We start from the raw sequence: 11601 nt of genomic DNA, 5'->3' as shown, positions 1-11601 counted from the left end.
CGAACATGTCCAAGGTTCTGACTTCACTTCCTGTCGGCGAGCGCGTCGGCATCGCCTTCTCCGGTGGCCTCGACACCTCCGTGGCGGTCGCCTGGATGCGTGAGAAGGGTGCGATCCCGTGCACCTATACCGCCGACATCGGCCAGTACGACGAACCCGATATCGAGTCGGTACCGGGCCGGGCCTTGGAGTACGGCGCCGAGATCTCCCGGATGGTCGACTGCACCGAAGCGCTGGTCGAGGAGGGCCTGGTCGCGCTGCAGTGCGGCGCCTTCCACATCCGCAGCGCCGGCCGTACCTACTACAACACCACCCCATTGGGACGTGCGGTCACCGGCACCCTGCTGGTGCGGGCGATGAAGGACGACGGCGTCGACATCTGGGGTGACGGGTCGACCTACAAGGGCAACGACATCGAGCGGTTCTACCGCTACGGGCTGATGGCCAACCCGAACCTGCGCATCTACAAGCCCTGGCTGGACGCCGACTTCGTCCGCGAACTCGGTGGCCGCCAGGAGATGAGCGAGTGGCTCGGGGCCCGTGACCTGCCATACCGCGACTCGGCCGAGAAGGCCTACAGCACCGACGCGAACATCTGGGGCGCCACCCACGAGGCGAAGAACCTCGAAGACCTGGACGTCGGGGTCGACATCGTCGAACCGATCATGGGCATCAAGACCTGGGACGAATCGGTCGAGGTGACCACCGAAGAGGTCAGCATCCGCTTCGAGCAGGGCCGTCCGGTGGAGATCAACGGGCAGACCTTCGCCAACGGCGTCGCCCTGGTGCACGAGGCCAATGCGATCGGCGGCCGGCACGGGCTGGGGGTGTCGGACCAGATCGAGAACCGGATCATCGAGGCCAAGTCGCGCGGTATCTACGAGGCGCCGGGCATGGCGCTGCTGCACATCGCCTACGAGCGCCTGCTGAACGCGATCCACAACGAGGACACGATCGCCAACTACCACTCCGAGGGACGCCGGCTGGGCCGGTTGATGTACGAGGGTCGCTGGCTCGACCCGCAGTCGCTGATGCTGCGCGAATCGCTGCAGCGTTGGGTCGGCTCGGCGATCACCGGTGAGGTCGTGCTGCGGCTGCGTCGCGGTGACGACTACACGATCGTGTCGACCGACGGTCCGGCGCTGAGCTACCACCCCGACAAGCTGTCGATGGAGCGGGTGGGCGATGCCGCTTTCGGCCCCGAGGACCGGATCGGCCAGCTCACGATGCGCAATCTGGATATCGCCGACTCCCGCTCGCGGCTGGAGTTGTACGCCCAGCAGGGCATCGTCGGCGGAGCCACCGCCGAACTCGTCGGCGGCCTCGAAGCCGGTGGCGCACGCGCGATCGCCGGAGGCGTGGGGCCCGACGACGATCAGGAACTACTGGACCGGGCGGCGATGGAGTCGGGCACCGACTGACATTTTCCGACCGCACGCATACCGAGAGGGATCAGCATGGGCAAGTCGGCGAAACGAATCGGCATCCTCACCGCGGGGGGTGACGCACCGGGCCTGAATGCCGCTATCCGAGGCTTCGGTAAGGCGGCGATCAGTGAATACGGCATGGAGCTGGTCGGCTTCCGGGACGGCATTCGCGGGCTGGTCGAGAACCGCACCGTGGAGCTGGATTCGGACGGTCTGGCCAACATCCTGACCGTGGGCGGCACGATCCTGGGCACCTCGCGCGACAAGCCGCACAAGATGGTCGTCGACGGCGAAACCCGCGACATGATCCCGACGATCGTGGAGAACGTCGAGAAGAACAAGCTGGACGGGTTGGTGATGCTCGGTGGCGGCGGCACCGCGAAGAACGCGCTGCGGTTGTCGCAGGCGGGCATCGACGTGATAACCCTGCCGAAGACGATCGACAACGACATCGCCAAGACCGACTCGTCCTTCGGTTTCGCCACTGCCCTGGAGATCGCGACCGAGGCGGTCGACCGGCTGCACTCCACCGCGCATTCCCACCACCGGATCATCCTGGCCGAGATCATGGGTCACAAGGCCGGTTGGTTGGCACTGGGTGCCGGCATTGCGGGCGGGGCCGATGTGATCCTGCTGCCGGAGATTCCGTATTCGGTGGAGTCGGTCGCGTCCAAGATCAAGCGGCGGATGTCGCACGGCCGCGGGTTCTCGGTGGTCGCCCTGGCCGAGGGCGCGATGGAGCAGTCCGACTACACCCGGTACTCCGCCGCCCAACAACTGGTCAAGGACGCCAACACCCCCGAGGCGAAGGCCCAGGCCAAACAGCATCTGGCCGCGGTCGAGGAGGGGCATCGGGAGAACCCGATGAAGCTCGCCCACCAATTGGAGGAGGCCACCGGCCTGGAAACCCGGGTGTCGATCCTGGGCTACATGCAGCGCGGTGGCACCCCTTGTGCGGTCGACCGGGTGCTGGCCACCCGGCTGGGGACGGCCGGGGCGAAGCTGGTTGCCGAGGGCAAGTTCGGAAACATGGTGGCGGCCCGCGGCGAGGGCACCGAGCCGGTGCCGCTGACCGAGGTGGCCGGCAAACTGAAACTGGTACCGGCCGACCACCCGTGGGTCACCGCCGCGCGTGAGGTCGGCACCGCGCTGGGTGACTGAGGTTTCCCCGGGTGGTGTTCGCCCTGTGAGCCCTTCCTTGACAGTGCTGAGGCAGCGACTACGCTTGCAAACGTGTCATGGGTGAACCTCCTGCTTCCCTGCCGCAGCGAGTCCCGCTGAGAATCGGGCCGGCTACCTCGCTGCGGAGTCGCGTCGTGCCATTGGCCCACACCCCTTAGACCAGCGAGGAAGACACCCGAACCATGAGTAATCGTTTCGGCACCAAGCCGCAATCCGTCCCGGTGCAGCAACCGTCCCCGATGCCGTACAGCCGGTACAAGCCCTTCCAGCCGATCGACCTGCCCGATCGCACCTGGCCCACCAAGCGCATCGAGAAGGCTCCCCGGTGGCTGTCCACCGACCTGCGTGACGGCAACCAGGCCCTGATCGACCCGATGACCCCGGCCCGCAAGCGCCGGATGTTCGACATGCTGGTGCGGATGGGTTACAAGGAGATCGAGGTCGGTTTCCCCTCGGCCTCCCAGACCGACTTCGACTTCGTCCGGCAGTTGATCACCGACGACGCCATTCCCGACGATGTCACCATCTCGGTGCTGACCCAGGCCCGCGAAGACCTGATCGAGCGCACCGCGGAATCGCTGAAGGGCGCCGACAACGCGACCATCCACATGTACAACGCCACCGCGCCGATGTTCCGTCGCGTGGTCTTCGGGATGGACGAGGCCGAGTGCATCGCCCTGGCCACCCGCGGCACCGAACTGGTGATGAAGTTCGCCGAGCAACACCTGGGCGATGTGCACTTCGGCTACCAGTACTCGCCCGAGATCTTCACCCAGACCCCGACCGACTACGCCGTCGAGGTGTGCAATGCGGTGATGGATGTCTGGCAGCCCGAGGACGGTCGCGAGATCATCCTGAACCTGCCGGCCACCGTCGAGGGTTCCACCCCGAACGTCTACGCCGACCAGATCGAGTACTTCGGCCGTCACGTGCGCAACCGCGACAATGTGGCGATCTCGCTGCACCCGCACAACGACCGGGGCACCGCGGTGGCCGCCACCGAACTGGCCCTGATGGCCGGCGCCGACCGGGTCGAGGGCTGCCTGTTCGGGCACGGGGAACGCACCGGAAACGTGTGCCTGGTGACCCTGGGCCTGAACCTGTTCAGCCAGGGCATCGATCCGCAGATCGACTTCTCCGACATCGACGAGATCCGTCGCACCGTCGAGTACTGCACCAACCTGCCGGTTCACCCGCGCCACCCATACGCCGGTGATCTGGTCTACACCGCCTTCTCGGGCTCCCACCAGGACGCCATCAAGAAGGGACTGGAAGCCCTGGACCGTCAGGCCGAGGCCGAGGGCCGTCCGGTGTCGGACATCGACTGGGAAGCCCCCTACCTGCCGATCGACCCGCACGATGTCGGCCGCACCTACGAGGCCGTGATCCGGGTCAACTCGCAGTCGGGCAAGGGTGGGGTTTCCTACATCATGAAGGCCGACCACAGCCTGAACCTGCCGCGCCGGCTGCAGATCGAGTTCTCCCGGGTGGTGCAACAGCACACCGACACCTCGGGTGAGGAGATCAGCTCCGAGAGCCTGTACCGGATCTTCATGGACGAGTACGTCGAGACCACCGGCCCGATGTCGGTGCACGGGGTTCGTACCGCCAACAACGGGGTGGACACCGTAGACGTCGACATCGAGATGAACGGTGAACAGTTCACCGTGCACGGCGAGGGCAACGGCCCGGTGTCGGCCTACGTCGATGCGCTGTCGAGTTTCGGCCACCGCGCGGTACGGGTGCTGGACTTCTCCGAACACGCCCTGAGTGCCGGCGGTGATGCGACCGCTGCGGCTTATGTGGAGTGCGAGGTCGGTTCCGGTGATGACGCCCGGATCGTGTGGGGTGTCGGCATCCACGAGAACATCATCACCGCCTCCCTGCAGGCCGTGACCCACGCGGTGAACCGCGCCATCCGCTGAACCTGTCGCGGCAACAGCCACCGACCTCCTGCAGGCCCGTGCTCAACGGCGAGATCCGCCGAGCGTCGGGATCCACGCAACCAGCGCTCTCCTGCAGGCCCTCGGTGAACCGTGGCTCAGTGTCGGTCGGGTCGCCCCGGAGATCCCGGAGCAGCCGTACTGGGTTCAGTCGGTCGGGTCGGGTGTGTGTCCCACGAGGTCGCCGAGCGGGTCGGCGTGACCATATTGGCTGCGCCACCTCGCTCAGCGTCCTGGTAGGACACCCCCGCCGATCGGGGCCACAAGCCCGAACCCACTTCTGAACCGCTTGCGGTCGCGGCACCAAAACCCCCAACTCACTGTCGGGATCTGGCCGGTTCCGGCTCTTTCGCCGGGATGAGTTGGGGTTTTTGGTACCGCATAGCAGCGGCCGGAGCCTGTGCGTACTCTCCTGGTGGCCCTGCGGTCCGACCAGTGCCGGTTACCCGCGCAGGTGTGCAGCCCTCCCCGACTCATCTTCTGGCCGGCCCCCGAACGCCTGAGCGGTACGTAAACCTCCAACTCACCGTCCGGATCTGGCCGATCTCGGCTCTTTCGCGGGGTGAGTTGGGGGTTTTGGTACCCCTGTCGGGGTTTGGGGACGGGATAAATGGTTCCGATTCCCGATCTTGGCGACCCCGGGCCGGGCGAAGCCCAGCGAGTTCAGGTGCTGCCGCCAGTGCGGGGGGCTGTCCGGGAGGATCACCGGTGCTTGCAGTGCCTGGTGGGGGTACGTAAATCTCCAACTCAGAACCCGAACTGGGCTGGTCTGGACACTCCTGCCGGGGTGAGTTGGGGGTTTTGGTACCGCGTGTCAGCGGCCCGACCGCCAGAGGTGGTCACCTCGGGCGATGACCTTACCGATCAGCTCGGCGGTCTCGGGCCAGTCGTAGATCACTTGGTGGTAGGTCAGCCGGATCACCCGGTAACCCAGCGCGGCGAGCCGCAGATCGCGCCAGCGGTCATTGCGGTAGTTCTCGAGCGTGGTGTGATGCTCGATCGAATCAACCTCGATCACCAAGCGCTCACCGACCAGAAGGTCGACCCGCCCGATCCGTCCGATCGGCACCTGCGGCGTGACCTGCAGGCCCAGCGCCGCCAAGCGCAGCCGCACCATGGTTTCGGTGCCGGATTCGGCACTCGGATCGATCGCGGTGTTTGCCGTGCAACTGCTTGATGACCGCGATCAGGTCCGAGACGGGCAATAGGTCGCGATGCAGAATCGAGTCGAGCACCACCACACTGTGCTCGAAGGACAAACACCGCAGGGCGGCCTCCAGCGCAAACGGCAGCGGATCAACCGCGAGCTTGGGGGCCGGCTGGTGCGTGAATCCACGGCAGAGTCGCACGCCGGGCGGCAGCACCGCCGGGGCGGCGTCACTCGGACGGATGTGCAGTTCCGAGGTGTGCGGTACCCAGACCCACTGTTTTTGCAGGGCCGAGGCGCAACTGAGCGCACCACCGCAGCGCACCGCCCGGGCCACGTGGGGGTCGGCATGGGGCAGCGCGAACCACCCTCGTCGCAGCCGGGTGAGCTGCCCGTTGTCGACGGCACGGCGGATCTGCTTCCTGGACCAGTCCTGCTCCAGGAGCTGTGCGGTGGAGGCGACGCCGAACTCCATGACACAAGCACAGCGGATCGCGCTCGCAAACGCCTACTCGGCGACCAAACCGCATCCCCGGTCACCGGCCACACCTTTCCGGGTGCCAAAACCGCCAACTCACCCCGGCATATCCCCCGGAACCGCCGCGAAACCGGGGCTGAGTTGGGGATTTTGGTACCAGCCACCCTGATAGGGGGCGACTGAATGCGGGGGAAGGCACCAGGGCGACCCGGTGGCCCGGGTGTCGGTGGGCTGGGCACGGCCAGGGCGGGCCTGCGGGGGAGTCGTCGGCAGGAGCAGGTGCAGAGATCCGGGGCGGGCGGACCTAGCCGGAGCTGGGCTCGTTCGGGATCGCGCCGCCGTAACGGCGATCCCGGTGCACGTAATGCTCGATCGCCCGCCACAGGTCGCGGCGGTCGGCATCGGGCCACAGCACATTGCTGAACACCATCTCGGCGTAGGCCGACTGCCACAGCAGATAGTTCGAGAACCGCTGCTCGCCGCTGGTGCGCCAGAACAGGTCGACATCGGGAATGTCGGGCTCGTCCAAGTAACTCCGGAAGGACTTCTCGGTGATCCGGGACGGATCGAGTTTGCCCTCCGCGGCCAGTTGGGCGATCCGGCGGGTGGCGTCGACGATCTCGGCCCGTCCGCCGTAGTTGACGCAGAACTGCAGGGTCAGCACGTCGTTGTGGCGGCTCTGCTCCTCGGCCGATTCCAGTTCGTTGATCACCGATCGCCACAGTCGGGGACGGCGTCCGGCCCACCGGATCCGCACCCCCATCGCGTGCAGTTCGTCGCGGCGCCGGTGGATCACATCGCGGTTGAAGTTCATCAGCCAGCGCACCTCGTCGGGGGAGCGCTTCCAGTTCTCGGTCGAGAAGGCATAGGCCGACAGGTACTTGACCCCGATCTCGATCGCACCCTCGATGATGTCCATCAGCACGGCCTCGCCGCGGGCATGGCCCTCGGTGCGCTTCAGGCCGCGCTGTTTGGCCCAGCGGCCGTTGCCGTCCATCACGATGGCGACGTGTTTGGGCAGCAGATTGGGGGTGATCTGCGGTGGACGCGCACCGCTGGGGTGCGGACGGGGCGGTACGGGGTCAGGACGTCGGGCCACCCGGCAAACTTACCGCGCGACGTGACCACACCGGCACGGGCACGCGAAAAAGCCTGCCCTCCACAGGGGAGAACAGGCTCGCCGCGGCGGCAGGATCAGGCGTTGACCTTGCCGGCCTTCAGGCACGAGGTGCAGACGTTCATTGCCTTACCACGGCCGGACACCTTGGCGCTGACCCGCTGGATGTTCGGGTTCCAGCGACGCTTGGTCTTCTTCTTCGACCAGGGCACGTTGTGGCCGAAGCCGGGGCCCTTGGCGCACACGTCACATACGGCAGCCACTGCAGTACTCCTTGGTTTCGATCAGGGTTCCACGACGGGAACCGGTCGATCATAGCCGACCGATTCCCGGGTTGGCGAATCGAGCGTCGGGTCACAGGTCCCGGCACGGGGTGCTCGGGAATCCGTCGACCTGTCGGAGGCACACACTAGGGTAGTCGACGTGAGCCAACCCCCCAGCCGCTGGCAGTCCGACGCCTACCGGGTGCTGGCCACCAAGGTGGATCACGTCGTCGGTGGCCCCACCGCGAAGGCGCTCGGCGCCCTCGGCGTGGAGACGCTCGGTGATCTGCTGCGCCACCTGCCGCGCCGCTACCTGTCGAGCACCGATACCTCCGATCTGTCCCGCCTGCGGATCGGCAACGAGGTGGCGGTGCTGGCCCGGGTGACCCACTCCGCGGTGCGGGGTGCACCGGGAAAGCAGCGGCTCGAGGTGACCCTGAGCGACGGCTCCGCCGAACTACCCCTGACCTTCTTCGGCGGCAAGCGCCGCAAACTGGTCGAGCACTGGCACTCGGAGTTGCGCACCGGGGCCCTGGTGATCGCCACCGGCAAGGTCAGCGAGTTCAAGAACCAGCCCCAGATGACCCACCCCGACTTCGTGGTGATCGATTCCGGAGGCCAAATCATCGGCGGGGCAGTCCGCAATCGGACGATGGGGCGGGTCACCCAATCGGGTGGCCTGATCGGCATCTATCCCGCCTCGGCCAAGATCACCACGTGGGAGATCGCCGAATCGGCCAGGCTGGCCCTCGACCACGTCCGCAACCTGCCCGACCCCTGGCCGGACTGGGTGGCCGACGAAGCCGGCTACCCGAGCCTGAGCGAGGCCTTCACCGCCGTGCACCAGCCCAGCGACCGGGAACAGGCCAAGCTGGGGCAGGACCGGCTGCGCTTCGACGAGGCCTTCGCAGTACAACTGACCATGGCCCACCGCCGCGCATCGGCCGCGGACGGAGTGGCCGTGCCCCGCCCCGCGGTCTCGGGGGAATTACTCGACACCTTCGACGCCCGGATGCCGTTCACCCTGACCGACGGCCAGCAGCAGGTGTCCGAGGAGATCTTCGACGACCTGGCCCTTCCGCACCCGATGCAACGGCTACTGCAAGGTGATGTCGGCTCGGGCAAGACGATCGTGGCGCTGCGGGCGATGTTGCGCACCGTCGATGCCGGCGGCCAGGCGGTGCTGCTCGCCCCGACCGAGGTGCTCGCGGCCCAACACCACCGCACGATCACCGGGCTGCTCGGCGACCTGGCCGAGGGCGGCACCCTGGCCGCACCCGAACACGCCACCGAAGTGGTGTTGCTCACCGGCTCGATGCCGGCAGCGGAGAGGAAACGCGTGCTGCTGGCGATGGCCTCGGGTACTGCGGGCATCGTGATCGGCACCCATGCGGTGTTGAGCGAGCAGGTGCAGTTCGCCGATCTCGGCCTGGTGGTGGTGGACGAGCAGCACCGCTTCGGGGTGGAGCAACGGGCCGCGTTGAACGCCAAGGCAGAGCATCGTCCGCACCTGCTGGTGATGACCGCCACCCCGATTCCGCAATCGGTGGCGATCACGCTGTTCGGTGACCTGACCGTGTCCACCCTGCGCGAACTGCCCGCCGGACGCGCCGAGATCACCACGGTGGCGATCGACGTCACCGCCCAACCGGCCTGGGTAGAACGCGCCTGGGAACGGATCACCGAAGAGGTCGCGGCCGGCCGGCAGGCCTATGTGGTGTGCCCCCGGATCCACGACAAGGACAACAGCTCCGAAGGCCTCGGCGGGGGAGCGACGGTGCTCGACACCTACGCCGAACTCACCTCAGGGCCGTTGAAAGACCTGCGGGTCGGGCTCCTGCACGGCCAACTGCCCACCGAGGAGAAGGACGCCACCATGCGCGCCTTCGCCGCCGGGGAACTCGACGTGCTGGTCGCCACCACCGTGATCGAGGTCGGAGTCGACGTGCCCAATGCCACGATGATGGTGATCCGCGACGCCGACCGCTTCGGCATCTCGCAGTTGCACCAGTTGCGCGGCCGGATCGGACGTGGTGGACATGCCGGGCTGTGTCTGCTGATGACCGCGGCCGAAACCCGTCAACTGGGTCGCCACGGATGGGAGGAAACCCCGGTCTGGCAGCGCCTGTCGGCGGTTCAGGCCACCCGGGACGGGTTCGAGTTGGCCGAGGCCGACCTGGCCCAACGCCGCGAGGGCGACATCCTGGGTACCACGCAGGCCGGTCGGCGCTCCAGCCTGCGGTTGTTGAGCGTGGTCGAACACGCCGACCTGGTGGTCATGGCCCGCGATCTGGCCGAACGAGCCCTGGCCGAGGATCCGGAATTGACCACCCCGGGGTTCGCCGATGCGGTGGCCACGATCGAAGAGCTCATGCAGGACGCCCACTGACGGGCATGAATCGTCCGCGGCCGAGCCCTCGATGCAGCCAACCCGGACCGGCTCACCTCACCAGTTGGGCGGCTCCTCGCCGAAGCGGAAGCGGCGCCCGCTGATCGCGATCGGACGGATCCGCACATAGGTCTTCTTGATCGTCGGCACCCACGGCTTCAGCGGCAGTTTCTCGGCCTCGTCGATCTCGTCGGTGTGCTCCAGCACCTCGCACTGACCGCGCACCAACACGCTCCAGCCGCTCACGCCGTCCCACCCGTCGACCTCGAAGGCCACCTTGTTGTTGACGGTCAACCCGAGAAGTTTGCTGCCCTCGGCGGTGCGAAACACGATGGTCTTGTCGTCCACCACGAAGTTGACGGGGTAGATCTCGGGTTCGTTCACCACCGCGGTCGCCAGCCGGCCGAGTTCCTCGGCCGACAGCAACTCCCACGACTCCTGCTCGCTCAAGTTGGTCACTGCACCGGATTCGTCGAAGGCCATGTGCACATTGTCTCCCATGCCCGGCTGGCTAACCTTGCGGGGTGTCCAGAATCATCGCCGGTAGCCGCAAGGGACGACGCCTGCAGACCCCCGAGGGTGACCCGACCCGTCCCACCACCGATCGGGTGCGTGAAGCGGTGTTCTCGGCCCTGGCCTCCTGGGCGGGCACGGTGGACGAACCCACCGAGTCCGCACTGGCCGGCATCGGCTTCGTCGACCTCTTCGCCGGCTCGGGTGCGATGGCACTGGAGGCCGCCAGCCGGGGCGCCCACCCGGTGCTCGCGGTGGAGGCCGACCGGGCGACCGCCGAGTTGATCCGGCGCAACGCCGAAACCGTCGATCTGCCGATCCGGGTGCTGAACCGCCGGGTCGAACACCTCACCGCGCCGGCCACCGCGGCCGATGTGATCTGGGCCGATCCGCCCTATGACATGTCCACCGACGAACTCGGCGAGCTGACCGACCGTCTGGTCGCCGACGGTTGGCTGGTGCACAACGGGCTGCTGGTCATCGAGCGCGGGGCCCGCGAGGAGCCCTGGCATCCACCGGCGGGATGGGATTCGTGGAACCGCAGATACGGTGAGACGATCATTTATTACGCGCAACCCAGTGATGAGGAGTAAACCCGATGGGTAAGGCGATCTGCCCAGGTTCGTTCGATCCGGTCACCCACGGCCACCTGGACATCATCGAACGCGCATCGAAGCTCTTCGACGAGGTCATCGTCGGGGTCGGCACGAACACCTCCAAGAACACCCTGTTCAACGCCGAGGAACGCGTCGAGATGATCACCGCGGCCACCGCCCACCTGCCCAATATCGTGGTCAGGCGGATCTCGGGGTTGCTGGTGACCTACTGCGAGGAAAACGGCATCGGGTCGATCGTGAAGGGCCTGCGCTTCGCCGGCGACTTCGAGTACGAACTGCAGATGGCCCAGATGAACGCCCGGATGTCGCAGGTGGAGACGATCCTGTTGCCCACCTCCTCGGAGTGGTCGTTCATCTCCTCCACCCTGGTGCGCGAGATCGCCAAGGTGGACGGCGACATCTCCGAGTTCGTTCCCGATGTGGTCGCCCAGCGGTTGGCCGAACGCAAGAACGCCTGAGGAGACGGTCGTCGCTTTTGCGAGCCCGGCCCGCCACAGGTATGGTTGTGCGTCGGTCGTGTCGCTG

The 11601-nt window shown here is 66.8% G+C and carries 11 protein-coding genes; 6 read left to right on the top strand and 5 right to left on the bottom strand.

The window, feature by feature from the left end:
- Positions 1–5: 5 nt before the first annotated feature.
- The 3 genes from argG (at position 6) to leuA (ending at position 4534) form a co-directional block, all read left to right on the top strand.
- Positions 6–1421 carry an argininosuccinate synthase gene (gene argG, locus ACR4XW_RS11795; RefSeq protein WP_434760752.1) on the top strand — a complete coding sequence of 472 codons (1416 nt, stop codon included), beginning with the start codon at positions 6–8 and terminating at the stop codon, positions 1419–1421.
- A 36-nt stretch (positions 1422–1457) separates the two neighbouring features.
- Positions 1458–2588 carry a 6-phosphofructokinase gene (locus ACR4XW_RS11790; protein WP_434760751.1) on the top strand — a complete coding sequence of 377 codons (1131 nt, stop codon included), beginning with the start codon at positions 1458–1460 and terminating at the stop codon, positions 2586–2588.
- 203 nt (positions 2589–2791) lie between these two features.
- Complete coding sequence (leuA, locus tag ACR4XW_RS11785) at positions 2792–4534, top strand: 2-isopropylmalate synthase (protein ID WP_434760750.1); 1743 nt, start codon at positions 2792–2794, stop codon at positions 4532–4534.
- An 832-nt stretch (positions 4535–5366) separates the two neighbouring features.
- Here leuA and ACR4XW_RS11780 read toward each other — a convergent pair.
- From ACR4XW_RS11780 to rpmB, 4 genes are all read right to left on the bottom strand, one after another.
- A complete protein-coding gene (locus tag ACR4XW_RS11780; RefSeq protein ID WP_434760749.1) occupies positions 5367–5669 on the bottom strand; it encodes an endonuclease domain-containing protein in 303 nt (100 codons plus the stop codon).
- Positions 5578–6174, bottom strand: coding sequence for a type IV toxin-antitoxin system AbiEi family antitoxin domain-containing protein (locus tag ACR4XW_RS11775; RefSeq protein WP_434760748.1), 597 nt, complete (start codon positions 6172–6174; stop codon positions 5578–5580). The genes ACR4XW_RS11780 and ACR4XW_RS11775 overlap by 92 nt, the downstream gene beginning before the upstream one ends.
- A 307-nt stretch (positions 6175–6481) precedes the next feature.
- Entirely contained in the window at positions 6482–7276 is a 795-nt protein-coding gene (locus tag ACR4XW_RS11770; RefSeq protein ID WP_434760747.1) for an isoprenyl transferase, read from the bottom strand.
- Positions 7277–7371: 95 nt separating this feature from the next.
- Positions 7372–7557, bottom strand: coding sequence for a 50S ribosomal protein L28 (rpmB, locus tag ACR4XW_RS11765; RefSeq protein ID WP_434760746.1), 186 nt, complete (start codon positions 7555–7557; stop codon positions 7372–7374).
- Positions 7558–7717: 160 nt separating this feature from the next.
- On the opposite strand from rpmB, the gene ACR4XW_RS11760 reads away from it, so the two are divergent.
- Positions 7718–9946 (top strand): ATP-dependent DNA helicase RecG, encoded by a 2229-nt coding sequence (locus ACR4XW_RS11760; protein WP_434760745.1) that lies wholly within the window; start codon positions 7718–7720, stop codon positions 9944–9946.
- Between the two features lie 57 nt (positions 9947–10003).
- On the opposite strand, the gene ACR4XW_RS11755 is transcribed toward ACR4XW_RS11760, so the two are convergent.
- Positions 10004–10447, bottom strand: coding sequence for a pyridoxamine 5'-phosphate oxidase family protein (locus tag ACR4XW_RS11755; protein ID WP_434760744.1), 444 nt, complete (start codon positions 10445–10447; stop codon positions 10004–10006).
- Positions 10448–10470: 23 nt separating this feature from the next.
- On the opposite strand from ACR4XW_RS11755, the gene rsmD reads away from it, so the two are divergent.
- Both rsmD and coaD read left to right on the top strand, forming a co-directional pair.
- A complete protein-coding gene (gene rsmD, locus ACR4XW_RS11750) occupies positions 10471–11052 on the top strand; it encodes a 16S rRNA (guanine(966)-N(2))-methyltransferase RsmD (RefSeq protein WP_434760743.1) in 582 nt (193 codons plus the stop codon).
- 5 nt (positions 11053–11057) lie between these two features.
- Positions 11058–11534, top strand: a complete 477-nt coding sequence (gene coaD, locus ACR4XW_RS11745; protein ID WP_434760742.1) for a pantetheine-phosphate adenylyltransferase — start codon at positions 11058–11060, stop codon at positions 11532–11534.
- Positions 11535–11601 lie beyond the last annotated feature (67 nt).

The organism is Pseudenemella bisphenolivorans (genome assembly GCF_051133435.1).
In the GTDB taxonomy this organism is placed as follows: Bacteria; Actinomycetota; Actinomycetes; order Propionibacteriales; family Propionibacteriaceae; genus JAAYAO01.
Note: the sequence above shows the minus strand (reverse complement) of the source record. Positions and strands in the feature narration are given on the sequence as shown.